This window comes from Tateyamaria sp. LSS28, from assembly GCF_059611725.1.
The window spans coordinates 188893-215443 of record NZ_JCAPFI010000003.1 but is presented as its reverse complement, the minus strand read 5'-3'; the positions used below and the strand labels follow the sequence as shown (position 1 = coordinate 215443).

Below are 26551 nucleotides of genomic sequence, written 5' to 3'. Positions count from 1 at the left end.
CATGTCTGAACAGAAGGAATCCCGGTCCGCCTTTGCGATCATGGCCTTGTCCGTCCTTGGGGGCGCGGCAATCGGCGGTGGCGTGGGTGCGATGTTGCTGCCTGACTTCGCCGCGGCGTTGGCCATCGGCGGGGCCATGACAGGTGGCGCGATTGGGGCGGCGTTCTTTCTTTTTGCCGGGGCGGATCGATGACGCAAATCTCGAACACACAGCAATCCGACGCTAGGATTAAACGTCACGTGGCCTCGAACCTCGATGGCACACAGCAGGGCGGGCTGGCCTTTGTCATCACCGTGATCGGTGGAATGATTGTGGCTGCGTCACTTGCGCCGGGGGCGCTGACGTCCTTCTGGGTGTGGCTTGCGCTTTTGATGCTGTCTGTTGCAGTGGCTACGGGAACCCAACGGTTGTTCGCCCGCGCTACGTCGGAGGATGTGGAATGAACTGCAAAACAACAGCGCCCTGCGTAGACGCCACCGATGGACAGGTCCGTGGTCGGCAGCAGACTGCGCTTGTGCAGGGAGGGTAATTCGATGGCACCTGATACACCACGCAAGCCAAGCGGCCTGCAGGTCCGGTTCGGACACCCCGGTCGGCTCTTGCCGGAAACACGCGAGCTGACCTTGGTGATCCTCGGCCACCTGATTGTGTTCATGCTGTCCATCGCACATGACGAAATTGTTGCCGAGATGGTCGAAGACGGCTGGTTCATTGCAAAATACGCAGAACGGTTCGAGATCCTGATGGGGCTTGTCCTTTTCATCTGCTGGGGCGCGCTGACACTTCGGTTCGTCACAATTCTGCGGTGTGCCCGTGCCGGTGACGGTCTGTGCCGAGACTGCAGTCAGCCACATGGACATGACTGAAGGGCGCAAGATGATCCTGACCACGACAAACACGGTCGAAGGCCGCAAGGTCACCGACTACCGCGGCATTGTCGTGGGCGAGGCGATCATGGGGGCCAATATTGTCCGCGATTTCTTTGCCGGCGTCAGGGACATCGTTGGCGGTCGAGCCGGCGCATATGAATCCAAACTTCAGGACGCACGCGATATGGCGATGGCGGAACTGGAACAACGTGCGGCAGCGCTCGGCGCGAACGCCGTCATCGGAATCGACCTCGACTACGAGGTTGTTGGGGACTCAATGTTGATGGTCAGTGTTTCGGGCACTGCTGTCATTCTGCAATAGCGCGCGACAGGCGCGAGACGAGGAAAAGAAAAATGCTGAACATCAAAGACTTGCATGTGCAACTTGAAGAAGAAGACAAGCAGATTCTGAAAGGCGTCGACCTCACGGTCGAAGCAGGCAAGGTGCACGCGATCATGGGGCCAAACGGCTCGGGCAAATCCACCCTGTCTTATGTTCTGTCGGGCCGCGACGGCTACGAAGTCACGAGCGGAGAAGCCACGCTGGATGGTGAAGACCTGCTCGAGATGGAACCGGAAGAACGCGCCGCGGCGGGCCTGTTCCTGGCCTTCCAATACCCGGTCGAAATTCCTGGCGTCGGCAACATGACCTTTCTTCGCACGGCTGTGAACGCGCAACGCAAAGCGCGCGGCGAAGATGAAATGAGCGCCGCTGACTTCCTGAAGGTCATCCGTGAACGTGCCAAAGCATTGAAAATCGACGCTGACATGCTCAAGCGTCCCGTCAATGTTGGATTCTCGGGTGGTGAGAAAAAACGTAATGAAATCCTGCAGATGGCGATGCTGGAACCCAAGATGTGCATCTTGGATGAAACCGATTCCGGCCTTGACGTCGACGCGATGAAGCTGGTCGCCGAAGGTGTGAACGCGCTGCGCAACGAAGGGCGCGGGTTCCTGGTGATCACGCACTACCAGCGTCTGCTCGATCACATCAAACCGGACGTTGTGCACATCATGGCAGACGGCAAGATCGTAAAAACCGGTGGCCCCGAGCTGGCGCTTGAAGTTGAAAACAACGGCTACGCCGACATCCTGGCCGAGGTGGCATAATGGCTGAACCCGCACCAAAATCGAACCCGACCGAGGATCGGTTGGACACCCTGACCATGCCGCAAAACGGCTGGGCAGATGCCGCACGCAAGGCGGCCTTGGCCCGTGTGCGTGAAATGGGTCTGCCCGGACGGCGCGACGAGTATTGGAAGTTCACGCGGCCGGACAGCCTTGTGCAGCCCACAGCCCCCGTCGCCGCGCTGTTCCACAACGAAGAGGGGCCGTTGTTTGGCGACCTTGACCGGCTCAAGATCGTGTTTGTCGATGGTGTATTCGACGCCGATCAGTCTGATGATCTGACCTTGTCTGGTGTACGCATCGACCGGCTGGCCGAAAGCGCAGATATTCACTGGGCGTCCGACCTTTACGGTGCGCTTGAGGGGAACGGTCACTACGTGCCAAGGCCGTTGGCAGCGTTGAACACGGCCTATGCCACCGATGGCGTGTTGGTTCATGTCACGGACAGGGCTGAAAAGCCTATCAATTTCATCTACTTGCATGAAAACGAAACGTCGGACGCGATCTTGCACCACGTGATCAAGCTTGATCCGGGTGCCGAGGTGACCTTGCTCGAAACCGGCCCGGCCGCTGCACGTTTCAATAAGGTAATGGAAGTAGATGTGGCCGATGGCGCGACCTTCCATCATGTACGTGCCCAGGGGCGGGACCACGAACGCCGCGCAGCCACGCATATCTTTACGCGGTTGGGCGCCGAATCCGTGTTCAAGTCGTTCACGCTGACCGTGAATGGTCGCCTGACCCGCAACGAATGCGTGATCGATATCACCGGTGACGATGCGGTGGCGCATGTGGCCGGCGCCTGCGTGGGCGATGGCGATTTCCACCACGACGACACGGTGTTTGTCACCCATGACGCGCTGCGCTGCGAAAGCCGCCAGGTGTTCAAGAAGGTGCTGCGCAACGGTGCTGTCGGTGTGTTCCAGGGCAAGATCCTGGTCAAGGAAGGGGCCCAGAAAACAGACGGTTATCAGATCAGCCAGTCGCTTTTGCTGGATGATGACAGCCAGTTCCTCGCCAAGCCCGAGCTTGAAATCTATGCCGACGATGTGGCCTGTTCCCACGGGTCCACGTCTGGTGCCATTGATGAAGATGCGTTGTTCTACCTGCGCTCGCGCGGTGTCCCGGCTGAGATCGCAACGGATCTGTTGACGTTGGCCTTCCTCGCCGAGGCGGTGGAAGAGATCGAGGACGAAGTTTTGCGCGACGCATTGGTTGAACGCCTGCAAGGCTGGCTGGAGCGTCACCGGGGCTAAGATGGCCATCACGCGGAACATTTCGGCCACGTATCGTGGTCCAGGGCGCGTCATACGGCGCCTGCTTGAGCTTGGCCAACGCGAAGATCGTGCGCTGGCCTATCTCATGGCGTCATGTGCCCTGGTCTTCATCGCGCAACTGCCGCGACTGGCCCGAGAGGCGCATTTAACCGGTCAGGATCTGAACATGCTGATGGGCGCATCGCTTCTGGCGTGGATTTTTGTGGCCCCGCTGTTGTTCTACGTGATCGCTTTTGCTGCGCATGGTATTGGGCGGCTTCTGCGCGGGCAGGGCACATCTTATGGCGCGCGGCTGGTACTGTTTTGGGCGCTGCTTGCGTCATCGCCATTGATCCTGCTGCATGGTCTGATAGCAGGTTTCATCGGCCCGGGGATCGGGCTGCAAACCGTTGGCCTGGTCTGGTTCGTGGTGTTCATGTGGTTTTGGATCGGTGGATCCATCGCGCAGGAGCGGGCAGCGTGAACGCCGTCGCGGACCTGGCGGTCGAAACGCTGCGCAATCCCAAAGAGGTAGCACAGCGGATCATCGGGTGGCATCTGGACCGGCAGACCCTGTATTTTGCGCTATTTGCGGTGGCTGCGGTCAATACCATTCTGGCCTCAGCGCCCGCGGTGCTTGCCCCCGGTTCGATTGATCCTGCCGCACGGGCGGCGATACCGCTTCTGGCCCTGCTTGAACGGCCCTTTGCGCTGTTTGCGATGATCGCGGGCGGGCTTCTGGTCATGGTGCACGGGCTTGTCTGGGCCGGACGGGCCCTTGGCGGACATGGTGAACTCACCGACATGCTGGCACTGCTGACCTGGTTGCAGGCCCTGCGTGCGGCTGCACAGGCGCTTGTGCTTGTGCTGAGCTTGATCGTGCCGGGCATCGCGGGCCTTGTGGCACTGGTTGTTGCCATCGTCGCCTTTTGGCTTTTATTGCATTTTGTCAGCGCGGCCTTGCGCTTTGACTCGCTGTTTCGTGCCTTTGGCCTGCTTATCATCGTGCTGGCAGGCCTGTTTGTTGGAATGATGATGCTTGTGACGCTAACGGGCGTGACGGCAGGAGGACTTGCGAATGTATGATGTGAACGCCATCCGGGCGGATTTCCCCATTCTCGGCCGTGAGGTGAATGGAAAGCCGCTGGTTTATCTGGACAGTGGCGCATCGGCTCAGAAGCCGCAGGTCGTGATTGACGCCATTTCCAAAGCTTATTCCGAGGAATATGCAAATGTTCACAGAGGCTTGCATTTCCTTTCTAATCTCGCGACCGAAAATTACGAAGGCGTCCGAGGCAAGTTGGCGCGTTTCCTGAATGCAGGCTCCGAAGATGAGATCGTGATGAACTCGGGCACAACCGAAGGCATCAACATGGTGGCCTATGGGTGGGCCATGCCACGGATGGAGGCAGGCGACGAGATTGTGCTGTCCGTGATGGAACACCACGCCAATATCGTGCCCTGGCACTACCTGCGCGAACGGCAAGGTGTCGTTTTGAAATGGGTGGATGTGGACGCCACCGGTGCGCTTGATCCTCAGAAGGTCATTGATGCGATTGGGCCAAAGACCAAGCTGGTGGCCGTAACGCACATGTCCAATGTGCTGGGCACCAAGGTGGACGTGAAAGCGATCTGCGAGGGCGCCCACGCCAAGGGCGTGCCGGTGCTTGTCGACGGGTCTCAGGCTGCGGTGCACATGCCGGTTGATGTGCGGGATCTGGGTGCGGATTTCTACGCGATCACCGGTCACAAGCTCTATGGTCCGTCGGGATCCGGCGCCATCTACTGCAAAGCTGAACGCATGGCCGAGATGCGCCCGTTCATCGGCGGTGGTGACATGATCAAGGAGGTCAGCAAGGACGGTGTGATCTACAACGATCCGCCCCATAAGTTTGAGGCGGGCACGCCGGGTATCGTGCAGATGATCGGGCTTGGGGTCGCGCTGGATTACATGATGGGTCACGGGATGGAGGCCATCGCGGCGCATGAGGATTCGTTGCGTGACTACACGGTGGAGAAGTTGGGCGGGCTCAACTGGCTGCAGGTACAGGGGACGACCCCGGATAAGGGCGCCATTTTCTCGTTCACTTTGGACGGGGCTGGGCACGCCCATGATATCTCGACCATCCTCGACAAAAAGGGTGTCGCGGTCCGGGCGGGACAGCATTGTGTGGGCCCGTTGATGGAACACATGGGGCTGAACGCCACCTGTCGAGCGTCCTTTGGTATGTACAACACCAAGGAAGAGGTGGACGTGCTCGTGGACGCTTTGGAGTTGGCACACGACCTGTTTGCGTGATCTGTCCCCGCGGGGACAAGGCGTTCGGTCGATTTGCGAGTTGTTGAGCGACTTGTGAAAGCGTCCGTAAATCAGGGGCTTGAGGCGCGCGCGCTGCGTTCTATCAAAGTTAACCAGCCGAGAGCGATGCTGCTGCCCGAAGCCGGGCGGCGGTTAGGCACAAGCGTGTGCGTCGCGCCGTTTCCATCTGTGATTGCACGTCATATAGAGGGGCAGGCGCATATTCCTTTGCGTGATCTCCCCGCTGCTCAGTCTGGAACTCATCAATGATCAAGACAGCGCTGACCGACAGACTGCTTCAAGTGGCGCTGGTTGGCTTGATCCTTATGGGCGTTGGCGCGGCAACGGTTGGCCCGTTCCAGTCGATCATTGGGATCGAGGAGATTGGGTTTTCCGATGCAGCCTACGCTCTGATCGTGACGGGTGGGGCGTTTTTCAGTGTCGTCGCGTCCATACTGGTGGGCATCTACACGGACCAGACAGGACGATTTCGTGAAGCGTTGCTGGCCGCATTGGCAGTTGGCGCTGCAGCCGGGCTGTTGATGTTTTTCGTGCCTTCGAAGATTGCTTTCTTGCTGGTGCATGTCGTGCTGTTTCCCGTCGGAGCGACGGCGTTCACCCAATATTTCGCAATCTCTGTTGTGGCGGCCAATGAGAACCCGAAGCTTGATCGTTCTTATGCGGCCACGCTGTCCCGGGCGACGTTTTCCGGCGCATTTGCACTGACACCCGTGGTGTGGGGGTATGCCCTCGTAAAGGGTGTCGATGTGCTCGCGGCCTATGCTGTAGTCGCTTTTGCAAATGTCCTGGCGCTTGCCGCCGTCCTGACGTTGTGGCACCGGGACCATACGGTGTCGCAGACCGTGAAATCCGGCAAGGGGTTGTTGGCGTCTTTGTCGGAGCTGACAGAGCCGGGCCTGTTGCTGCGTATGGTTCTGATCTGCGTGATCTCGGCCACCAATGGGCTGTACAATATTCTGCTGGGGCTGCTGATCCTCAACAACCTTGGTGGTGTCGAATCCGACGTCGCCGTCTTTGCGGGCCTCGTCGCCTTCATCGAAATTCCCGTCATGATGCTGACGGTTCGGTTTTTGCGTGTGGTTTCAGCCTCGTTCCTTATCCTGATCGGTGTTGTGATTTACGGTGGCTTTCTCGCTGTCTTGGGTCTTATGCCGTCTATTGGGTTTGCGTGGTGGCTGGTGCTGCCAGCGGGGATTGGTGCGGGCATCATCCTGTCTATCCCAATTGGGTATGTGCAGAACCTTGTCGCAGACCGGGCAGGGGCCGGAAGTTCGCTGTTGTCCGTCAATCATTTTGGCGGCGCGATCATTGCTTCTGCAATTTTTGCGGTTGGGACGAGCGTGACCGACTATCAAGGTGTCGCGATGATTGGTGCGGTGATTGCCATTGCGTCGTCGGCTTTTCTGTTTGTACTGGACTATCGCAAAGCGCAACGGATGTCCCCGGCACAGGCACTGGATCATGGCAGAGGTTAGAGCGGGATTGGCTGAGGTTGATCACCTTTAAAGTCGATGCAATCGGAACTGGTTAGTGCGATGCACGCGATCAGTGTGTGGGAGATGGCGGACCATAGAGGATTCGAACCTCTGGCCTCTGCCTTCGGAGGGCAGCGCTCTATCCAGCTGAGCTAATGGTCCACTGGGGCGCGGTATAGCGGTGCCATCCGCGCCCTGCAATTGCAAAATCGTAAGGCGCAGGTGCCCTGCGCCCTGCACGTCAAAGTGAGATGCGGAACTGTGCAAAACCGTCGGGGCCGTCTCCTGCAGGTTCGATTGTCACCCCTTTGACATCGTCGATATAGTCCTGCGCCTTGGGGCCCGTTTCGAACAGGACCGATGTGCCGTCGAGAGGTGCAAAGGACCAGTTGGCGTCGGCGCGGGGGCTGATTGTGCCTTGTTCGACGATGTAGCGCACGATCACGTCGCGGTTTGTGTCGGGGGCTTCGAAGACAATCGTGTCGCCCTTGGCTCCGGGGAAGTTACCGCCGCCGCCCGCGCGGTAGTTGTTCGTTGCGATGATGAATTGCGCTTCAGAATCAATAGGTTCACCGTTGAATTTCAGGTCAACGATGCGGTTGGCGTCCGCATTGAGCAATTCGCCCTTGGGGTCAAATTTGGACGGTTGGCTGAGGTCGATCTGGTAGGTCACGCCGTCCATCACGTCGAAATTATAGCTTGGGAAGTCGGGGTTCAGGAGCGGCGCGTCGGTGCTGCCGGGTTCCACTTGGTTGAACATGCCGGCGGAGCGTTCGAGCCAATCCTTGACCTCGGCCCCTGAGACCAGCACGGCGCGGGCGGTGTTGGGGTAGAGGTAGAGGTCGGATACGTTCTTGATCGCGACATCGCCCTTGGGCACATCTGTGAAGTATTCGGGGCCTCCACGACCACCTGCCTTGAACGGGGCGGCGGCAGAGAGGATCGGCAGGCCTTCGTATTCGGTGCCCTGCATCATCTGGGCGATGTACCAGCTTTGGGCAATCGACACGATCTGGACGGACGGATCGTCGGCCACGAGCGCGAAGTAGCTGTGGAGCGGCGCGTCGGTCTTGCCGACAGCGCGGCGGACATAGGCCAGTGTGGCGTCGTGGTCTGCCTGCACGCTGTCGAGGACCGGTTGGTGGTCTTCGACGAGGGCGGTGACAGATCGGTCTTCGTTCCGTTTCGAGATTGGCCGTGCTTCGGACCCGTGTCCGGTGATGCGCCAGCTGGAGCCATCGCGTTCCAGCATCAAGTCGATGACCCCCAGGTGCGAGCCCCAGAAGCCGCCCATGGCCGCTGGCTTGCCATGGATCGTGCCGTTTGCCACGTCGACGGCGGGCATGTCGGCATAGGTGGGCGAGGGGAAGACCTGGTGGTGGTGGCCCGTGAGGATCGCGTCGATTCCGTCCACGGCGGCGAGGGGGACTGAGGCGTTCTCCATCCCGTCGCTGTGGTCTGCGGCCCCGATGCCGGAGTGGCTGAGCGCGATGATGATATCGGCGCCTTGTTCTTTCATCAGCGGTACGAGGGTTTTAGCGGTGTCTACGATGTCGCGGGCCTGCACGTTGCCTTCGAGGTGGCGGCGATCCCAGTTCATGATCTGCGGTGGGACGAAGCCGATGAGGCCGACCTTGATTGGATGCGTTTCCCCCGAACCATCCGTAACCGTCCGGTCAAGGATGACGAAGGGAGGCACCAGCGTGGTATCCGCTGCGGCGTCCGCGCCTTGTTCCTTGGACACGTTGGCGCAGACCACGGGGAAGTCGGCCCCGGCCAGCGACTTCATCAGGAAATCGAGCCCGTAGTTGAACTCGTGGTTGCCAAGGGTGGCCGCGTCGAAGCCGACGGTGTTCATGGCGGTGATGACCGGGTGGCTATCGCCTTCCTTCATGCCCCGTTCGTAAGCGATGTAGTCGCCCATGGGGTTGCCCTGCAGGAAGTCGCCATTGTCGATGAGCATGGAGTTCGTGGCCTCGGCCCGGATGCTTTCGATGATCGAGGCCGTGCGCGACAGGCCAACCGTGTCGCGGGGTTTGTCGGCGTAATAGTCGTAAGGAAAGACGTGCACGTGCAGATCTGTGGTTTCCATGATGCGCAGGTGCGCCTGATTGGTGCTGGCGCGCAAGGAGAACGGGTGCATGGCCGCGAAAGTGGCCGTAGTGGCCAAAAAAGTGCGGCGTGAAATGAGATGTGTCATTTGGATTCCCCGGGAGTTGTTCTGTTGTTCACGTTAGGCGCGTAATGCCGTTCTGTCACAGTTTCATGTCTGATCTGGCAGAAGATCGCGCATTCTGGCTGCGTTTGAGCACAGGGATTGACCAAATTCTTGCCGATGGCGCGGCATGGATTACGGCGGGTAAAAAACACCGTTCCTCCGAAACGAAAAAAGGCGCCGATGGCGCCTTACTTCGCGCTATGATCGTGCAGGTTTATCCGCCCCAGGATCGCACAACACCGCAATCCATGTGCACGAAGTTCGAGCCGGAGTATTTGCCAACACCGCCACCGCGGCATGCCTGTGCGGCACGAGCCATCTGGCTCACCGATCGGGTGGACAGGCGCAAGTCGGCGGCCTGACCTTTCATGTGTAGAGAATTCTTGGCCACACCCCGGCTGCGCGAGCGCAACATGGCGTTTGTCTTCGGGCTGCGGTAGCCCGAGAGAAGCATGTAGGGTTCATCGACGTTGAGCAGGTTGTGCGCTGCCGCCATGATATCAACATTGCGCAAATCCATGGATTTCACGTCATCCGTCCGCCAGTCACGCATGAAGTAGTTCACTTCTTTGACCGCGTCCTTGATGTAGTGACCTTCAATCCAGTAGATCATGTCGATCCGTTCGCCGGTGCGACCGGAATACATCCGAAGCCGACGAATATCGCCAGCGCCTCGAAGAAATCCTGCTGCGTTTGAGAAAGTCGGTGCCGCCGTGATCGCCGTCGCTGCGAATGCACCAAGTACTGCCCGGCGGGTCATGCCCGTAGAGGTATTTTTTGTCATGTCACTGCGCGTCCCGTACGCCTGCCTGTCCGTGATGTTACACGGAGTTTGCTATCTCATCCCCAGATGCAACATTTGTATTGCATAGCTTGATTCGTTTACCAAGTGCTGAATCGGGTCATGTAACGGTCGCAAGTCATTTGGGCAGATTTTTGCGCAAACTCTGACCATTGTGGCGCAGACGCCCCAGAGCGATGCAGGCGCGCATCATGCAGGTGCTTCTTGCTGCTCTACCGGCAATGTGAATAGACAGGGCGCGCGACGCTTTGGGATAACCCAAATCAATTGGCGTACAAGAATAATAGGTGCAACGTGACGGTGATTTTTTCTCGAATTTGGATGATGGCGCTGGCCATGACGGCGGCAGCGTTTCTAACTGTCGTACCGCAAACGGTTTCGGCCGAGGTTACGGCCTTCAAGCAGGCCGTGGCCGAGGCAGCAGCACGGGACGCGGACATTGCCGAATTCTACAAGGCCAACGCCTATGGGAGCCTGTGGACCGGACGGACGGGCCGCGAGCGCCAGCGTCGCGCAGCATTGTTCAAGGCGTTGTCCAATGCGGACCATCACGGTCTGCCCGCCGCGCGCTATGATGCGGCAGGCCTTCACGCCAAGATGAAGGCGGCCAAGACCCAGCGTGATCGTGGTCTGGTCGAAGTCGAGATGAGCCGCACCTTCCTGCAATATGCGCGTGACCTGCAGACCGGTGTGCTGGTCCCGTCGCGCGTGGACCGCGCCATTGTGCGGCAGGTGCCATACCGGGATCGCACGTCGTACCTCGTGAATTTCTCCAAGTCTTCTCCATCCGGGTTCTTCAAGGCGCTGGCGCCGAAGACGATGGAATACAACGCCCTGATGAAAGAGAAGCTGCGCATGGAGCGGTTGCTTGCCAAGGGCGGCTGGGGTCAGAAGGTACCGGTAAATTCCCTGAAACCGGGCCAGACGGGTGATGCTGTCGCGATCATGCGCAACCGACTGATTGCCATGGGTTTTCTGAAGCGCACGAACACGCAGACCTATGATGCGAGCATCCAATCCGCTGTGCAGCAATTCCAGTTGGCGCATGGCCTGGTGGCCGATGGCGTGGCCGGTCAGGGTACGATGACCGAGCTGAACACATCTGTGCAGCAGCGCCTGCAATCCATCATTGTCGCGATGGAGCGGGAACGGTGGGTCAATCAGGAGCGCGGCAAACGTCACATCCTGGTCAACATCCCCGACTTTACCGCCAAGATCATCGACGGTGGCAAGGTGACATTCGAAACCCGTTCGGTTGTCGGTGCCAACAAGGATGATCGTCCGACGCCCGAGTTTTCGGACGTGATGGAGTTCATGGTCATCAACCCAAGTTGGTACGTGCCGCGTTCGATCGTGACAAAGGAATACCTGCCGGCACTCAAGGCCAATCGCAACGCCGTGCGCCACATCGAGATCACCGACAGCCGAGGCCGCAAGGTCAACCGTGGTGCGGTCAACTTCTCTCAGTACACGGCCAAGACATTCCCATTCGCCATGCGCCAACCGCCCAGCAAGGGCAATGCTCTGGGTTTGGTGAAGTTCATGTTCCCGAATGTGCACAACATTTATCTGCATGACACCCCGGCCAAAAACCTGTTCGGCCGTGAAGTGCGCGCCTATAGCCACGGCTGTGTGCGTTTGGCCGACCCGTTCGACTTTGCTTATGCTTTGCTGGCCAAGCAGGAAGCGCAGCCGGAGAAGTACTTTCAGTCGGTCTTGGCGACAGGGCGTGAAACGCGTGTGGATCTGAAGGCTCCGGTGCCTGTCCATCTGATCTATCGCACCGCTTTCACAACTGCGAAAGGGCATACACAGTACCGCCGCGACATCTATGGTCGTGATGCCAAGATCTGGAATGCTCTTGCGAATGCAGGGGTGGCCCTGCGCGCCGTTCAGGGGTAAATCCTGCCCCCGAAGGCCGCAGCCAAAGGGGACCGCCATGCGTTACACCATTGCCGAGATTGCCAATGCACTGGAGGCGGAGGCAGTTGGTGATACCAGCATGGTTGTAACCGGCCTGTCGGAGCCGGGTCAGGCGGGGCCAGAGGATTTGGCCCTTGCCAGCAATGCCAAGTATGCAGGTTCTATTGCGGCGGGCGCAGCCAAGGCGGCCCTGCTGTGGGATGGAGCCGATTGGGAAGAATTGGGCCTGAACGCGGCCGTTCTGCCTCAACGTCCACGGTTTGCCATGTCGCAGCTGACCACCATGGCTGATCCGGGGCAGGGGTTTGGATCGGGCATTCATCCCAGTGCGGTTGTAGATTCAACGGCACGGATCGGTGACGATGTCACCATTGCAGCGGGTGCCGTAGTCGGCCCTGACGCGGAGATCGGTGATGGGTCGATCATAGGTCCTTTGTGCTTTGTCGGTTGGCGTGCGTCTCTTGGCCCGAACGCGTATTTGCGTGAACATGTCAGCATCGGCGCGGGTGTACGTATTGGTGCCAATTTCATCGCTCAGCCGGGCGTTCGAATTGGTGGCGACGGGTTTTCCTTTGTCACTCCGGAAAAGAGCGGTGTGGAGGCCGTCAGGGAGTCCCTGGGCGATCAGGGCGAAGCCTCCGGGCAACCGTGGGCACGCATCGCCAGCCTTGGCGCAGTTTTCATTGGCGACGATGTGGAAGTGGGCAGCAATACTGTCATCGACAATGGCACGATCCGTCCCACAACAGTCGGAGATCGAACCAAGATCGACAACCTTGTTCACATCGGCCACAACTGTGTCATCGGCGAAGACAACCTGCTGTGCGGTTGTGTTGGCCTTGCCGGTTCGGTGACGGTGGGCAACTTCGTTGTCATGGCGGGACAGGTTGGCGTGTCCGATAACCTTACAATCGGAAACAACGTGGTGTTGGCTGCCGCCAGCAAGGTGTTGAGTTCCGTGCGTGATGGAAAGGTCATGATGGGTTATCCCGCCACTGAGATGAAAACCAACCTGGACATATTCAAGAACACACGGCGACTGACCCGCGTTCTTCGCGACGTTGCGGAGTTGAAGAAAGCGGTTTTCAAGTCCAACGCCAATGACTAAATCAACCTCAAGTCAGGCAAGGGGGCGGCTGTCATGAGTATCAAGGACAGGGTGATCGAGATCGTTGCAGAGCAGGCGATGCTTGAGCGGAGCGATGTGGCGCCGGAGAACACGCTGGAAGATCTTGGGATAGACAGCCTTGGCCTGGTGGAAAGCATTTTCGCCATTGAGGAAGAGTTCGACATCCAAGTCCCTTTCAACGCTAACGAACCAAAGGCGAGCGATTTCGATATATCGAACGTTCAGTCGATCATTACCGGCATTGAACGGCTGGTTTCCGAACAGAAAACCTGATGCGCCGTGTTGTGATTACCGGCGCGGGCACTGTGAATGCCCTGGGGCATGATGTCTCCGAAACACTTGCCGCAATGCGCGAGGGGAAATGCGGCATTGGTGAGCTGGATTTTCAGGACGTGGATCGGCTGGCCATCCAGATTGGTGGCCAGGTCCGTGGGTTCGAAGCCGAGGGACGCTATAACCGCCAACAGATGAGCCTTTATGATCGGTTCACTCAGTTTACTTTGGCGGCTGCCAAGGAAGCGATCGAGCAGGCGGGACTGACGTTTTCAGGCGATGAAGCCGCCAGATCTGGTGTCATTTTGGGCACGGCGGCGGGCGGCGTCAGCACTTGGGACCAGAACTATCGTCTTGTTTATGAAGAGGGAAAGAACCGCGTTCATCCCTTCGTCGTGCCGAAGCTGATGAACAATGCAGCGGCCAGCCACGTGTCGATGGAATGGAACCTCAAGGGGCCGTCCTTTACCGTCGCAACGGCGTGCGCGTCCTCCAACCACGCCATGGCGCAGGCCTTTCAGATGGTGCGGACCGGCATGGCGCCGGTCATGATAACCGGCGGGTCGGAAAGCATGTTGTGCTTTGGTGGCGTCAAGGCCTGGGAAGGGCTGCGTGTGATGTCCAAAGACGCCTGCCGGCCCTTTTCGGCCAATCGCAACGGGATGGTGCAGGGCGAGGGCGCGGGCGTTTTCGTATTCGAGGAATATGACCATGCACGGGCGCGTGGGGCAGAAATTCTGTGCGAGGTTGCTGGTTTTGCCATGTCGTCGGATGCGGCTGACATCGTGATGCCATCAAAGAATGGCGCAGCGCGCGCCATGTCCGGCGCGCTAGCGGATGCCGGCGTCAACGCGGATGAGGTCGGTTACATAAATGCCCACGGGACAGGCACCGCCGCCAACGACAAAACGGAATGCGCTGCTGTTGCCGACGTGTTTGGGCCGCATGCTGACAAGCTGATGATTTCATCCACCAAATCGATGCACGGGCATCTGATTGGCGGCACCGGTGCGGTGGAGCTGCTGGCGTGCATCATGGCCCTGCGCGACGGTGTGATTGCACCCACGATTGGCTATGAAGAACCTGATCCCGAATGTGCGCTTGACGTTGTTCCGAACGAAGCGCGAGAGGCTCAGGTTGATGTTGTCCTGTCCAACGCCTTTGCCTTTGGCGGTATGAACGCGGTATTGGCCCTGCGCAAAATATAAAGGCCACCCGAAAGGGCGGCCTTTTCTGTCCGGTTGAGGACTGTCTTCAGAACTGCGCGATCGAAGTTTTGTCGAAAGAGGCCGTGAACCCTTTGAGCGACATAGTTAGTTCGACTTTCTGATCGGGAGCCAGCGCCGGTACGATTGTCAGCTTTGCATTTGCACCACGCCGGAACTGTGCCACTTCCTCGGCCACCAGGCCAACGCGTGAATAGCACCCGATCGGGTTGCAGAACGCATATGGGTACCGGCGCGCTTGCCCGCCGTCGACTTCCATTGTCAGCTGTTGGGGCAGGGATGTTTCAAGCGGGACGATGATTGTGGCACCCGCAACAGCGCGACCACCTTCGGGCAGGCGGAAGATCGAAACCTCTGCGACCGGAGTGCCTTCGTCATCCGACAGCAGTTGGTACATCTGGCAAGGCTCTTCACCTTCTTCTGCCTTGATGCAGCGCAGTTCCCAGTCTCCGTTGGTTTCCTTGGTGTAGGTCTGACCAACCTGTGGCGACGACGCATCTTCGCCGAGGCTCAACTGGTCTTCGATGGCATTTCCAACAGTCGGTGCTTCGTCTGTGTTTTCAGGTGCCGCGTCTTCTGTGGCCGTACCTTCTGTTGTCGTGTCCGTGGACTGGGCCATAGCGCCAAGTGGCAGCAAAAGGGCCACGGAGAGGGCAATCAGTGAAGTGCGCATGTCAATTCCGCTCTTGTTGCATTTGCCTGACTGCTAACACGGACCAAAGGCGGTGTCAGGGGTAAAGGGCAAAGTTTTCGTGACCGGCATTAAACAGCAAAAAAGGGGACCCCAAAGCCCCCTTTTCCAATCTCTTCTCTCCCCGTCGGACTGGCCGACTTATGCGCGAGAAGTTACGAGAGCGCCGCGCAACGGTCAACAGTGAATGTCGGAAAATAAAAAGACCGTGAAATCAATATCTAAACCGTTCGGTTTAGTTGAGAAAAAAAGGCCGCGCACGAAGCGCGGCCCAGTCTGACAGGGAGGAAGTGTTCAGCGCCGGGAGGACATCTCGACGAGAACAAAAACACTATGGCACCCAAGTGTTAACTTTGTATGGTCGGCGCGGCAGGCCCAATGGACAAAAGGTTAACAGCAATGAGTGACAGTCTTTTTATCGGTGGAGGCGGCGTAGACTATGCTGAGAAGCAAGGGCTGACGCTGAAATACGCCAATCGCCATGGGCTTGTTGCCGGCGCAACTGGAACGGGCAAGACCGTCACGCTCCAGATTTTGGCCGAAGGTTTCTCGAATGCGGGGGTGCCGGTGTTTCTGTCAGACGTCAAAGGTGATTTGTCGGGGCTGGCCAAGTCGGGCACACCCGATCACAAGCTACATGTTCCGTTCACTGAGCGAGCGCAGAAGATCGGGTTTTCAGACTACACATATCATGCTTGCCCCGTGACGTTCTGGGACATGTTCGGTCAACAAGGTCACCCGGTACGCACGACAGTGTCCGAGATGGGGCCGTTGTTGCTGGCGCAGTTGCTTGAATTGACCGAAGCACAAGAGGGCATTCTGAACATTGCCTTCCGTCTTGCAGACGAAGAAGGCATGCCGCTCTTGGACCTGAAAGACCTTCAGGCGCTTCTGGTTTGGGTCGGCGAGAACGCCAAGGACCTCAGCCTGCGCTATGGCAATGTGTCGTCCCAATCCATTGGGGCGATCCAGAGGCGCTTGCTGGTGCTGGAGAACCAGGGGGCGAGCCAATTGTTCGGTGAGCCAGCGTTGGAACTGTCAGACCTGATGCGCACGGACGCTTCCGGCAAGGGGATGGTGAACATTCTTGCCGCAGATCAATTGATGGGGGCGCCGAAACTCTATGCCACCTTCCTGTTGTGGTTGCTGTCCGAGCTGTTCGAGGAACTGCCCGAAGTGGGCGACCCGGACAAACCCAAGCTGGTGTTCTTCTTTGACGAAGCGCATCTGCTGTTCGAGGACGCGCCCAAGGCGCTGGTCGACAAGGTGGAACAGGTGGCGCGGCTGATCCGGTCCAAGGGGGTTGGTGTGTATTTCATCACCCAGAACCCTGCGGATGTACCCGAGGACATCCTTGGCCAATTGGGCAATCGCTTTCAACATGCGTTGCGTGCCTTTACCGCGAAAGATCGCAAAGAGCTGCGGATGGCGGCAGAAACCTACCGCGAAAATCCACGCTTTGAGACGGAAGAAGCCATTCGCGAGGTTGGCGTGGGTGAGGCCGTAACGTCGATGCTGCAAAAGAAGGGCGTGCCGGGAATTGTCGAACGTACGTTGATCCGACCACCCTCATCGCAACTTGGACCGATCACCAAGGCCGAGCGCACTGCTCATCTGGCAGCCAGCGATATGGCGGGAAAATATGATGAGCCGATGGATCGCAAATCCGCCTTTGAAATTCTCAAGGCACGTGCGGATACGGCAGCCAAAGAGGCGGCCGACGCAGAGGAGAAGGCTGAAGAGCTGGAACCTGTCCTGCGTGAGTTCAATGCGGGTCGCCGGTACTCTGGCGCGCGGGTTACACGCTCAACATCGCGGTCCACACGCCGGGGGGCCAGTTTTGGCGAGGCGATGACCAAGATGGTTGTGAAGGAGCTGACCGGCACCACGGGGCGGCGCATGGTCCGCGGCATTTTGGGTGGCCTCTTCAAAGGGCGCTAGTCTTGCACCATATCGGGCAAGAAGGCGTTGCGCCTTCGCCAAGATAGGGGCTGGATTGCTATGCCTGACGCGCATCGACTGAGACATGTTGTGTTTTTCCGGGCGAAGGAGCGCAAGGACGTGGACCGTGTGTTTGATGGCCTATCCATTCTGGAAGCCAACCCGCATGCTGATGTGATCTCGGTTCGGAAGAACACCCATAACGATGCTCTTTCGGACGAGGTTGATGTGGTTGTGTATGCCGAGTTCAAAGACACTGGCGCATTGGAGGCGTACAAGGCGCACCCGCTTTATCAGAAGTCTATAGATATTGTGCGGCCTCTGCGCGATTTGCGCGTCGCAGCGGATATTACGTTCTGACAGGCGCCGGTGCGCGGCGCAGCCACCATTCAAGCGCAAGCAGGTAAGGGACGTAGAAGGCAAAGACCTGTATCTGGTCAAAGAGGCCGGAGAAGTCCGGTTCGGCAGCAAGACCGCAGGTTTGCTCTCCTATCGTGCAGGTGATCCCGTACCAAAGGCCATAGTGCAGACGGTACAGCCAGGACCCCAGGCCCAGTACGATCAGGCGCAGGCCCCAGCGCCTGTGGCGCGTGTAGTCGCGGGCCATGGCCAAGCGGGGCGTTTGGACGGCTGCCGTGATCATCAACGCACCGTAGACCCCGAAGCCCACTGACATCAGCGGCCCGCCAACTGTGCCGCTAAGAGCGATGTAGATCAGACCGCTGATACCCGTCAGCAACGCCATCACGGAAAGAACGCGGCCCGACATGCGATGAACGCGGGGCCAGCGATCACGGAGCGGGCCAGCCAGCTGGATCACGGACAGCAAGGTCACAAGCGCACCCGAAATCATATGGGCGAACAGGGCCAAAAGACTGACCTGGGGCCCGATAAGCCGTTCAATGGCAGCTGGATTGCCCAACAGGCCAAGCGTACCGCGTGACGCGGAATGCCAGACAAAGCCTTGGATCAGCACGAAAAGCAGCACAAGCCCGGCAATCGTCCATCCGGTACGGCGTGCTGTGGGCTCCATGTTACCTCTCCGGTATCAATCCTCTCGGGCTGAAACGTAGCACCAGAAGCAGGACAACCCCCATGGTCAAAAGTCGCATATGGGCCGCGCTGTCGAGCAGGTGCTCACGCAGCCAGAAGCCTTCGGCCATGCCGGAGGTGACGACCTGCATCACCCAAAGCCCAATGGGTTCCACCATCACCCAGAGCCACCAGATCAGGAAGCCGCCAAGCACCGCGCCGAGGTTGTTGCCCGAGCCACCCACGATTACCATGACCCAGATCAGGAAGGTGAAGCGCAAGGGCTGATATGTGCCCGGTGTGAGCTGCCCGTCCAGCGTGGTCATCATCGCGCCGGCAATGCCGCAGATGGCGGAGCCGAGCACGAAAATCTGCAAGTGGCGGGCGGTGACGTCCTTGCCCATGGCCTCGGCTGCGACCTCGTTGTCGCGGATGGCACGCATCATGCGGCCCCAGGGCGAATGTAGAGCCCGTTGGGCAAGGATGAAGAGGATCAGCAGGACAACCGTGAAAAGCCCCGCGTAGATGGCCTTGACCCAAAGGGTGGACGCCGTGACCGGGTCGAAGCCAAGGTTTGTTACACGCTCCACAAATGTTTCACTGTTTTGCAGATTGATCTCATAGGGCGCAGGGCGGGGCAGACCGACAACATTCTTGACGCCGCGTGCCAGCCAATCTTCGTTCTTCAGCACGGCGATGATGATCTCTGCAATGCCCAAAGTGGCGATGGCAAGGTAGTCCGAGCGCAACCCGAGTGCCGTCTTGCCAATAATCCACGCAGCACCCGCGGCGAGCAGGCCGCCCACGGGCCATGCCATCAACACGGGCAGGCCAAGCCCGCCCAAGTAGCCTGCGTTGGCGGGGTTCACCGCCTCGACCGCCTGTACGCCGCCGTCAAAAACGGCGCGGTAGATGAAGAACCCGGCAACCAGGATCACAATCATGCCGATTGCGCGCATACGCCCCTTGGGCAACGCGTTGTAGGCAAGGATCGCGCCGACGATTGTCGCCGCCCCAAGGATCAACGCGAGGATCACCCGTACGCCGCCTGCAGCCCAGGCCTCGCCCACAGGGGGCATGGAGATCAGCACAGTGGCAAGCCCGCCGAGCGCCACAAAACCCATGATGCCCACGTTGAACAGCCCCGCGAACCCCCATTGCAGGTTCACCCCCAGCGCCATGATGGCCGAGATCAGCCCGAAATTGACGATCGTGATGGCGAGGTTCCAAGAGGTCATCATGCCAGTGCCGATGATCAGCGCAGCGATGAAGCCGAAGTAGACGAAGTTGCGTGTCGTGTCGGTCATACGGATTTCCCCGCGAACAGGCCCGTGGGCTTGAACAAAAGCACGATCAGCAGGATGACGAAGCTGACGGCGAATTTGTAGTCGGTGGACAGAAGCTGTGCCAACCCGTCCGGGGCGAGCGCATCGGGTAGGGCATAGCCAGCCACCTTCTTCCATGCATAGGTAATCATCACTTCGGAGAACGCGATGGTAAAGCCGCCCGCGATGGCGCCCAGCGGGTTACCAAGCCCGCCGACGATGGCGGAGGCGAAGATGGGCAGCAGCAGCTGGAAATAGACGAAGGGCTTGAACGACTTGTCGAGGCCGTAGAGAACGCCCGCGATTGTCGCCAGTGCCGCCACGATCAGCCATGTGACCATGACCACCCGTTCAGGATTGATGCCGGACAGCAGCGCGAGGTCTTCGTTGTCCGAGTAGGCCCGCATGGACTTGCCCGTTCGGGTCCGGTTCAAGAAATAGAACAGCAAAGCGACAACGATGATAGCGGTGATGACGGTCAGCCCTTGGGTGGTCTTGATCGCCAGACCTTCCTTGAGCCCCGTGAGTGCCTTGAATTCGCGGACCGAGATGATGAATCGCTCACCGTCCGAAAAGCGCTGATCATTGGGGCCGATGATGAAGCGGACAAGGCCGTTCATGATGAACATGACACCAAGGCTGACCATGACAAAGATGATCGGTTTCGCCTTTTGCGTACGGTAGAAACTGTAGACCCCGCGATCTGTCGCCAGCACGAACAGTGCGCAGACGGCGATGCCAAAGGGCAGGGCGAGCAGGGCGGTGGGCAGGGGACCGGCGCTGATCCCAGCGGCTTGGAACGCCCATGTGATCAGGATTGTCGCCATGGTGCCGAAGGCCATCGTGTCGCCATGAGCGAAGTTGGAAAAGCGCAGAATGCCGTAGATCAACGTGACACCAAGCGCCCCAAGGGCGAGTTGGGAGCCATATGCGATGGCCGGGATCAGGACGAAGTTCGAGAGGGTGATGAAGGCGTTCAGGAGGTCCATTATTCGATCACCTCGCAGGTGCCAGCGTAAGTAATGATCATCGGTACTTCAGGCAAAGTGACCACAAAGCGCGCGTCGCCTTCCGCGTTGATTGTTAATGTTTCTTCCGCACCCTCATGGAATTCGCCGGACTGATACCGCGTTACTTGGTTGCGAACTGCAACGAGGCCCCTGGTCGTGCCGTTTACATCGGTTTTTTCCGCGCGTGAAATCATTCCGTTGGGTCCCAAAGGCTTAAGCATGTAAGACAATGTGAGGTCGAAACCGCTTTCTGCGCAGCCATCGGTGTCTGCACACTCGGTCTTGAAAGTGCAGTCCAGTGTTTGATTACCTTGTGCGACACTTGGCTTCGTCCAAGCACCGAAAGTCGACAAGGTCAGAATGAGCAATAATCTCACTTCCTCACCCCCCCAAAAAACTCTTGCGCACTTCTGGATCGGCCAACAATTCCTTGCCGGTCCCCGTATACGCATTCCGGCCCTGCACCAGCACATAGCCTTTGTCTGCAATCTCAAGCGCTTGGCGGGCGTTCTGTTCGACCATCAAGATCGGGATGCCGGTACGGGCAACCTCGATGATGCGGTCAAAGAGTTCATCCATGACGATGGGGCTGACGCCCGCAGTGGGTTCGTCCAGCATCAGCACCTTGGGCTGGGTCATCAGCGCACGCCCAACGGCGACCTGCTGGCGCTGGCCACCCGACAACTCTCCCGCAGGCTGGCGGCGCTTTTGCTTGAGGATCGGGAAAAGCTCGTAAACCTGCGCCATGGTGTCCGAGAAATCGTCGCGCCGGATGAAGGCGCCCATTTCGAGATTCTCCTCGACCGTCATCGAGGTGAAGATGTTGGATGTCTGGGGGACAAACCCCATGCCCTTGGCGACCCGGTCCTGCGGGGTGAGGTCCGTAATGTCTTCACCATCCAACCGCACCGCGCCTTGGCGTACGTCCAGCATGCCAAAGACAGCTTTCATCGCCGTCGACTTTCCTGCGCCATTGGGGCCGACAATGACGGCAATTTCGCCAGGTTCAACCGCCACGGTGCAGTCGTGAAGGATGTCGGGGCCATTGCCGTAGCCGCCGGTCATGGTGTCGCCAATCAGGAAGGGGTCGGACATCACAGGCCAATCCTGTAGTCTTGCATAGCGGCGGCATGGGCGGCACGCATTTCATCTGTAATGGCTTCGACCTTGGGACCGGGCCGACCGTCGGCTTCCTTGGCGTGACGCTCTTGAACCGTGTAGATCAACAAAACCGCATCAGCACCCGGCAGTGCCTCCACGATGTACCCGCCGCGCGGGTTGTTGTCCTTGCTCAGGGCCATGAAATCGACCTGAATGCTGGCGCGTCCGTCGATGGTAGAGCCGCGCACTTGCAGGTTGCCAACGTTGGAAAAGTGCGGTGTGCCACGGCGGTACTGCTCAAAGATCATGTCGACCATGTCATTGCTGTCGATGAGCGTACGGTCGAGCGGCATGACAACTACATTTGTGGAAATCAACGGGTCGTCCGATAGGGTGAACACACCGAACAGATCGGGATAAATCGCTTGGCTAATGAAACCGCGACGCTGTTCCGCGTCCGTGCAATATTCCACACCTTCGGTAACGTCATGGCAGGTTTCCTGCGCCAGGACCGGCATTGCTGTCAGTGCGAGCGTTGCGCAATATGCAAGTGCGATGCGTTTCATGCGCCCACCTTGTCCTTGTTCTTGAGGCCGGTGCCCAGATACGCCTCGATCACCTGTTCGTTGGCTTTGATCTCGGCCAACGTGCCCTCGGCCAGTACCTTGCCCTCGGCCATGCAGATGACCGGGTCGCAGATCTTGCCGATGAAATCCATATCGTGTTCGATCACGACGAATGTGTAGTTGCGTTCCTTGTTCAGACGAAGGATGGCGTCGCCGATGGTGTTGAGTAGGGTGCGGTTCACGCCTGCGCCGACCTCGTCCAGGAACACGATCTTGGCGTCGACCATCATGGTGCGTCCGAGTTCCAGCAATTTCTTTTGTCCACCTGAGACCTGGCCCGCCTTGTGGTCGGACAGATGTTCGATGGTCAGGAACTCCAACACTTCATTGGCCTTTGCAGCCAGCGCACGTTCTTCATCGGCAATGCGCTTGCGCCCGAACCATGTGTTCCAAAGCGTTTCACCTGATTGCGCGCTGGGGACCATCATCAGGTTCTCGCGACAGGTCATGGAGCTGAACTCGTGCGCGATCTGGAAGGTGCGCAGAAGTCCTTTGTGGAACAGTGTATGTGGTGGCAGGCCGGTGATGTCCTCGCCGTCCATGGTCACGCGGCCAGACGTCGGTGGAAGTACACCTGCGATCACATTGAAAAGTGTGGTTTTTCCTGCGCCGTTCGGGCCGATCAAACCGGTGATCGAGCCGGGTTGGATTGACAGCGATGCGCCGTCAACGGCATGAAACCCGCCGAAATGTTTGTGAATGTCGTCAACGACGATCATATGTTTCCTCGTGCCGCTTTAAGAGCGGTCTTCAAGATATTGAAACAGCCCGGGAATGCCCGGGCTGTCCATCAGTTTGGATAACCGTTTAGCGGTACTTGGCCGTGGTGATTTCGCCGCCTTCGACGACGATCTGGCGATAGTTGCCCGCCGATTCACCCGCACCGATCAGTTCCACGGCTGTGGCGCCGACATAGTCGATTTCGCCGCCGTCCTTGAGGATTTGCAGGGCTTTGGCCAGCTCACCGGGGAAGATCTGTTCGCCCGGTGCGTTGGCCACGTCCATGATATGCTCTTTGTAGTCGTTGCTGTCCTTGGAGTTGGCCGCTTGCATCGCCAGCATGATCAACGCTGCTGCATCATAGCTTTCGGGTGTGAAGGGCGAGGTGGCGTCGAACGCGTCACCAACCATCTCTTCGAACTTCGCGGCGCCCGGGCTGTCGGTGCCTGGGTGTTGACCGGTCGAGCCTTCAATCTCGTCCCCGAAGTTCTCGGCCAGCTTGGCGCTGATCATCCCGTCGGGGAAGTGGAAGGTGTCGAATGCGCCGGAATCCAATGCTGCGCGCACGACGCCGGAGCCGCCCTGATCCACATAGCCTGCGACCACGAGACGCTCACCGCCAGCTGCTGCCAACGCGCCGACTTCGGCCGAGTAGTCCGCCTTGCCGTCTTCATGGGCTGCGTTGATGGTCACGGTCCCGCCTGCGGCTTCAAAGGCGGCCTGGAACGAATCTGCCAGCCCCTTGCCGTAGTCGTTGTTCGTGTAGGTAACGGCGACTTCGTTGATGCCTTCTTCCATCAGCACTTCGGTCATCACAACGCCCTGACGTGCGTCCGACGGTGCCGTGCGGAAGAACAGGCCGTTGTCTTCGTTGTCATTATGCGACAGGCCGGGTGAGGTGGCCGAGGGCGACACCATGACAACGCCATTGGCTACGGCCACGTTGTTCAGGATCGCACCCGTGACGCCCGAGCAATCTGCGCCCATGATACCGTCAACCTGGTCCGAGGTCACAAGACGTTCGGCGGCGGCCGTTGCCGCACCAGCATCAACGCATGTGCTGTCCGCGCGTACCGGTGTCACGGTGGCGCTGTCCAGCAACAAGCCGGAATCGGTGACTTCTTTCATTGCCAGTTCAGCGCCATCGGCCATCGACGGTGTCAGAGATTCAATGGGGCCGGTGAAGCCCAGAATGATACCGATTTTGACTTCTTTTGCGTGTCCGTCGGCGAATGCAGTGCCGGCCATCAATGCCGTGGCGGCTGACGCCATAAGCAGTTTTTTCATTGTCTTTTCTCCCTGTGGATCATTGTCCTGCGGCGGAGCGTAAGCGGGCGATGCAAAAAAGAAAAGTCGAATAGTCCGTGGTAACCCACGGGAATGTGGGTGGACCGCGCTGGATGAATGATTAGCTAAGGTATGTACCCAAGATGGAGGATGCTCAGATGCGCCGTTTTGCTGTTTTTGCCATGACCTTTTTGCCTTTATCCGCCCTTGCGCTGGAAACGGATCAGGGGGCTATAACAGTGACGCCGGTCGTCGCGGGGCTGGATGAGCCTTGGGGGGTCGCGGAACTGCCGGATGGTTCGTTGTTGGTGACTGAACGTGATGGACGTTTGGTGCATGCGTCTGGTGGTGAAGCGAAAGCGGTGGATGGCGTGCCACGTGTTGCTGCCGCAGGGCAGGGCGGGCTTTTGGATGTTACTATTTCGCGCGACTTTGCGACTTCGCGGACCGTTTTTCTGACTTACTCCAAACCGCAGGGCCGCGGATCGGGTACCGCACTCGCAGCGGCAGAGCTGAGCACGGATGGAACAGGGCTCGAAAATCTGCGTGACCTGTTTGAAAGCGCACCAGGGGGAAGCAGTGGGCGCCATTTCGGCAGTCGCGTGGTCGAAGCACCGGATGGCACTTTGTATGTGACCATCGGTGATCGAGGTGATCGCCCGTCCGCGCAGGACCGGTCCAATCACAACGGTGCAATCGTTCGAGTAAACAGGGATGGCACGGTGCCCGCTGACAATCCGTTTGTTGGCCAGGAAGGCATTCTGCCCCATATTTGGTCCTACGGGCATCGCAACCCGCAAGGGGCGGGCCTGGATGCTGATGACACGCTGTGGACGGCAGAGCACGGCGCGCGCGGCGGGGACGAGGTGAACCGCGTCCAGAAGGGGGCGAATTTCGGGTGGCCCGTGATTTCCTATGGCGTCCATTACTCCGGTGCGAAGATCGGAGAAGGCACGTCGCGAGCCGACATGGAGCAGCCGGCATTCTACTGGGATCCGTCGATGGCCCCATCCGGACTTATGATTTACCAGGGCGACATGTTTCCTGAGTGGAAGGGTGACATGTTCGTTGGTTCGCTGAAGTTCAGCTACATTTCGCGACTGGCGGTGGACGACATCAGTGCCAGCGAAGTCGAGCAGATCGAGGGCGATGAAACCTTGCGTGTGCGCGACATCGTCGAGGCACCTGATGGGAGTATCCTGTTCATATCGGTCGGCAACGGCACCGTGTACCGGATGACGCGTTGAGAGCAGTGCGATAGGGTGGCTGCGGAAGAGGAGTACACCCATGCCTATCGAACGTCTCGATCACGTGAATCTGCGCACAACGCGCCTTGCCGAAATGATCCAGTGGTACGAGGAGATCCTTGGGCTTTCAGCGGGTGTACGTCCCGCGTTCAGTATGGATGGTGCGTGGCTCTACGCTGGGGATGTTGCCGCTGTTCATTTGGTTGCGGTTGAAGACGATGGGGCTGCGGGATCTGAAACGGCCCTCAAGCTCGAACACTTTGCCTTTCGCGCCTCCGGGGATGCAGAGGCATTCCAGGATCGGCTACAACAAAGGGGTGTCGCCTATCGCCGTTCCGGCATCGAAGAGATGCATCTGTCGGCCTTCAACGTCTGGGATCCAGACGGCAATCATATTCACATTGATTTTGTTGGTGAGTGAGCACCACTAGCAGAGTCTGCGGCGTGCTTGCTGCAGGGTTTTGTTTAAAAATAACTTATAAGAGGCGATGTGTCTGTTTTTGATGCTCGCTGTCGGCGACAATGCGAAAATCGCAGTCATTTTGGTTGTCATTGGGCGTCGCGACAAACACAGTGCCTTGGCGCGTTACGTCTCGGGTGGAGTCTTGGATTCTTGGTCCCGCAGTTGCGTGCTGGTTCCATGCAAAGCGGGCCGACGTTTATTACGCGATTAAAACATAAGGTTTGCAAAATGGCTGAAGCGAGTTTTACGAACCAAGGGACTTTGATTGCTGGTGCGCGTGCGGCGCGTCTAGATGTCGCCCGAGCGAAGCATGGCGTCTTCTGGGATTGGCCAAGGACGTAGGTAATGCGTCAGGCATGCCTGCGATCTTGATGATCGAGGCAGAGCCCTTCAATGATGCAGGCAGGGTTGAAGCGGCTGCGGACCGGTTGCACAGACTGTTGGATCATGTGCCGGATCACTCTTAAGCTGTATTTGTCTGACCGCTG

General features: G+C 58.6%; 29 protein-coding genes and 1 tRNA gene. 18 read left to right on the top strand and 12 right to left on the bottom strand.

Annotated features, from left to right (window positions below; genetic code table 11):
• Position 1 precedes the first annotated feature (1 nt).
• The 10 genes from AC53L6_RS09635 to AC53L6_RS09590 all read left to right on the top strand — a co-directional run bounded on the left by AC53L6_RS09635 (position 2) and on the right by AC53L6_RS09590 (position 7049).
• A complete protein-coding gene (locus AC53L6_RS09635; protein WP_299699710.1) occupies positions 2-193 on the top strand; it encodes a hypothetical protein in 192 nt (63 codons plus the stop codon).
• On the top strand, positions 190-444 hold the full coding sequence (locus tag AC53L6_RS09630; RefSeq protein ID WP_496907699.1) for a hypothetical protein: 255 nt from the start codon (positions 190-192) through the stop codon (positions 442-444). Before AC53L6_RS09635 ends, AC53L6_RS09630 begins: the two co-directional genes overlap by 4 nt.
• 90 nt (positions 445-534) lie before the next feature.
• Complete coding sequence (locus tag AC53L6_RS09625; RefSeq protein ID WP_496907698.1) at positions 535-867, top strand: hypothetical protein; 333 nt, start codon at positions 535-537, stop codon at positions 865-867.
• Between the two features lie 10 nt (positions 868-877).
• The gene (locus AC53L6_RS09620; protein ID WP_299201084.1) at positions 878-1192 is read left to right on the top strand and encodes a heavy metal-binding domain-containing protein; all 315 of its coding nucleotides are present in this window, start codon (positions 878-880) and stop codon (positions 1190-1192) included.
• A 32-nt stretch (positions 1193-1224) separates the two neighbouring features.
• Positions 1225-1980: a Fe-S cluster assembly ATPase SufC gene (gene sufC, locus AC53L6_RS09615; protein ID WP_299198324.1), complete on the top strand. Its 756-nt coding sequence runs from the start codon at positions 1225-1227 to the stop codon at positions 1978-1980.
• Positions 1980-3254 (top strand): Fe-S cluster assembly protein SufD, encoded by a 1275-nt coding sequence (gene sufD / locus AC53L6_RS09610; protein ID WP_496907697.1) that lies wholly within the window; start codon positions 1980-1982, stop codon positions 3252-3254. Before sufC ends, sufD begins: the two co-directional genes overlap by 1 nt.
• Position 3255: 1 nt before the next feature.
• The gene (locus AC53L6_RS09605) at positions 3256-3738 is read left to right on the top strand and encodes a YIP1 family protein (protein ID WP_496907696.1); all 483 of its coding nucleotides are present in this window, start codon (positions 3256-3258) and stop codon (positions 3736-3738) included.
• On the top strand, positions 3735-4340 hold the full coding sequence (locus AC53L6_RS09600) for a Yip1 family protein (RefSeq protein WP_472728075.1): 606 nt from the start codon (positions 3735-3737) through the stop codon (positions 4338-4340). The genes AC53L6_RS09605 and AC53L6_RS09600 overlap by 4 nt, the downstream gene beginning before the upstream one ends.
• Positions 4333-5553, top strand: a complete 1221-nt coding sequence (locus AC53L6_RS09595; RefSeq protein WP_496907695.1) for a cysteine desulfurase — start codon at positions 4333-4335, stop codon at positions 5551-5553. Before AC53L6_RS09600 ends, AC53L6_RS09595 begins: the two co-directional genes overlap by 8 nt.
• A gap of 266 nt (positions 5554-5819) precedes the next feature.
• Positions 5820-7049 (top strand): MFS transporter, encoded by a 1230-nt coding sequence (locus AC53L6_RS09590; protein ID WP_496907694.1) that lies wholly within the window; start codon positions 5820-5822, stop codon positions 7047-7049.
• 85 nt (positions 7050-7134) lie between these two features.
• Here AC53L6_RS09590 and AC53L6_RS09585 read toward each other — a convergent pair.
• The 3 genes from AC53L6_RS09585 to mepK all read right to left on the bottom strand — a co-directional run bounded on the left by AC53L6_RS09585 (position 7135) and on the right by mepK (position 10051).
• A tRNA-Arg gene (locus AC53L6_RS09585) sits at positions 7135-7211 on the bottom strand.
• A gap of 79 nt (positions 7212-7290) precedes the next feature.
• Positions 7291-9249 (bottom strand): bifunctional 2',3'-cyclic-nucleotide 2'-phosphodiesterase/3'-nucleotidase, encoded by a 1959-nt coding sequence (locus AC53L6_RS09580; RefSeq protein ID WP_496907693.1) that lies wholly within the window; start codon positions 9247-9249, stop codon positions 7291-7293.
• 232 nt (positions 9250-9481) lie between these two features.
• Positions 9482-10051 (bottom strand): peptidoglycan L,D-endopeptidase MepK, encoded by a 570-nt coding sequence (gene mepK / locus AC53L6_RS09575; protein WP_299198224.1) that lies wholly within the window; start codon positions 10049-10051, stop codon positions 9482-9484.
• A gap of 354 nt (positions 10052-10405) precedes the next feature.
• Between mepK and AC53L6_RS09570 the strand changes: the two genes are divergently transcribed.
• Genes AC53L6_RS09570 through AC53L6_RS09555 form a run of 4 tightly spaced genes read left to right on the top strand, consistent with a single transcriptional unit; the run spans position 10406 to position 14602 of the window.
• On the top strand, positions 10406-11971 hold the full coding sequence (locus AC53L6_RS09570) for a L,D-transpeptidase family protein (RefSeq protein ID WP_299768091.1): 1566 nt from the start codon (positions 10406-10408) through the stop codon (positions 11969-11971).
• Between the two features lie 37 nt (positions 11972-12008).
• Positions 12009-13100 (top strand): UDP-3-O-(3-hydroxymyristoyl)glucosamine N-acyltransferase, encoded by a 1092-nt coding sequence (gene lpxD / locus AC53L6_RS09565; RefSeq protein WP_496907692.1) that lies wholly within the window; start codon positions 12009-12011, stop codon positions 13098-13100.
• Positions 13101-13133: 33 nt separating this feature from the next.
• Positions 13134-13394, top strand: a complete 261-nt coding sequence (locus tag AC53L6_RS09560; RefSeq protein ID WP_299596704.1) for an acyl carrier protein — start codon at positions 13134-13136, stop codon at positions 13392-13394.
• Positions 13394-14602, top strand: a complete 1209-nt coding sequence (locus tag AC53L6_RS09555; protein ID WP_496907691.1) for a beta-ketoacyl-[acyl-carrier-protein] synthase family protein — start codon at positions 13394-13396, stop codon at positions 14600-14602. The genes AC53L6_RS09560 and AC53L6_RS09555 overlap by 1 nt, the downstream gene beginning before the upstream one ends.
• 46 nt (positions 14603-14648) lie before the next feature.
• On the opposite strand, the gene AC53L6_RS09550 is transcribed toward AC53L6_RS09555, so the two are convergent.
• Positions 14649-15293 carry an invasion associated locus B family protein gene (locus AC53L6_RS09550; RefSeq protein WP_299198166.1) on the bottom strand — a complete coding sequence of 215 codons (645 nt, stop codon included), beginning with the start codon at positions 15291-15293 and terminating at the stop codon, positions 14649-14651.
• Positions 15294-15710: 417 nt separating this feature from the next.
• Between AC53L6_RS09550 and AC53L6_RS09545 the strand changes: the two genes are divergently transcribed.
• Positions 15711-17252 (top strand): helicase HerA-like domain-containing protein, encoded by a 1542-nt coding sequence (locus tag AC53L6_RS09545; protein ID WP_496907690.1) that lies wholly within the window; start codon positions 15711-15713, stop codon positions 17250-17252.
• Between the two features lie 120 nt (positions 17253-17372).
• A complete protein-coding gene (locus tag AC53L6_RS09540) occupies positions 17373-17612 on the top strand; it encodes a Dabb family protein (RefSeq protein ID WP_367278529.1) in 240 nt (79 codons plus the stop codon).
• On the opposite strand, the gene AC53L6_RS09535 is transcribed toward AC53L6_RS09540, so the two are convergent.
• The 8 genes from AC53L6_RS09535 to AC53L6_RS09500 form a co-directional block, all read right to left on the bottom strand.
• Positions 17602-18285, bottom strand: coding sequence for a DUF2306 domain-containing protein (locus tag AC53L6_RS09535; protein WP_496907689.1), 684 nt, complete (start codon positions 18283-18285; stop codon positions 17602-17604). The genes AC53L6_RS09540 and AC53L6_RS09535 overlap by 11 nt on opposite strands.
• A 1-nt stretch (position 18286) precedes the next feature.
• Positions 18287-19591: a branched-chain amino acid ABC transporter permease gene (locus AC53L6_RS09530; protein WP_496907688.1), complete on the bottom strand. Its 1305-nt coding sequence runs from the start codon at positions 19589-19591 to the stop codon at positions 18287-18289.
• Positions 19588-20598, bottom strand: a complete 1011-nt coding sequence (locus AC53L6_RS09525; RefSeq protein WP_299198077.1) for a branched-chain amino acid ABC transporter permease — start codon at positions 20596-20598, stop codon at positions 19588-19590. The genes AC53L6_RS09530 and AC53L6_RS09525 overlap by 4 nt, the downstream gene beginning before the upstream one ends.
• Positions 20598-20987: a hypothetical protein gene (locus AC53L6_RS09520; RefSeq protein ID WP_496907687.1), complete on the bottom strand. Its 390-nt coding sequence runs from the start codon at positions 20985-20987 to the stop codon at positions 20598-20600. The genes AC53L6_RS09525 and AC53L6_RS09520 overlap by 1 nt, the downstream gene beginning before the upstream one ends.
• A 13-nt stretch (positions 20988-21000) precedes the next feature.
• Positions 21001-21714: an ABC transporter ATP-binding protein gene (locus tag AC53L6_RS09515; protein WP_496907686.1), complete on the bottom strand. Its 714-nt coding sequence runs from the start codon at positions 21712-21714 to the stop codon at positions 21001-21003.
• Positions 21714-22286 (bottom strand): hypothetical protein, encoded by a 573-nt coding sequence (locus AC53L6_RS09510; protein WP_299741581.1) that lies wholly within the window; start codon positions 22284-22286, stop codon positions 21714-21716. Before AC53L6_RS09510 ends, AC53L6_RS09515 begins: the two co-directional genes overlap by 1 nt.
• Positions 22283-23065, bottom strand: a complete 783-nt coding sequence (locus AC53L6_RS09505) for an ABC transporter ATP-binding protein (RefSeq protein WP_496907685.1) — start codon at positions 23063-23065, stop codon at positions 22283-22285. The genes AC53L6_RS09510 and AC53L6_RS09505 overlap by 4 nt, the downstream gene beginning before the upstream one ends.
• Before the next feature lie 88 nt (positions 23066-23153).
• Positions 23154-24353 (bottom strand): ABC transporter substrate-binding protein, encoded by a 1200-nt coding sequence (locus AC53L6_RS09500; RefSeq protein WP_496907684.1) that lies wholly within the window; start codon positions 24351-24353, stop codon positions 23154-23156.
• Between the two features lie 158 nt (positions 24354-24511).
• Between AC53L6_RS09500 and AC53L6_RS09495 the strand changes: the two genes are divergently transcribed.
• Positions 24512-25600, top strand: a complete 1089-nt coding sequence (locus AC53L6_RS09495; RefSeq protein WP_496907683.1) for a PQQ-dependent sugar dehydrogenase — start codon at positions 24512-24514, stop codon at positions 25598-25600.
• A gap of 40 nt (positions 25601-25640) precedes the next feature.
• Positions 25641-26021 carry a VOC family protein gene (locus AC53L6_RS09490; RefSeq protein ID WP_299197943.1) on the top strand — a complete coding sequence of 127 codons (381 nt, stop codon included), beginning with the start codon at positions 25641-25643 and terminating at the stop codon, positions 26019-26021.
• The last annotated feature ends 530 nt before the right edge of the window (positions 26022-26551 follow it).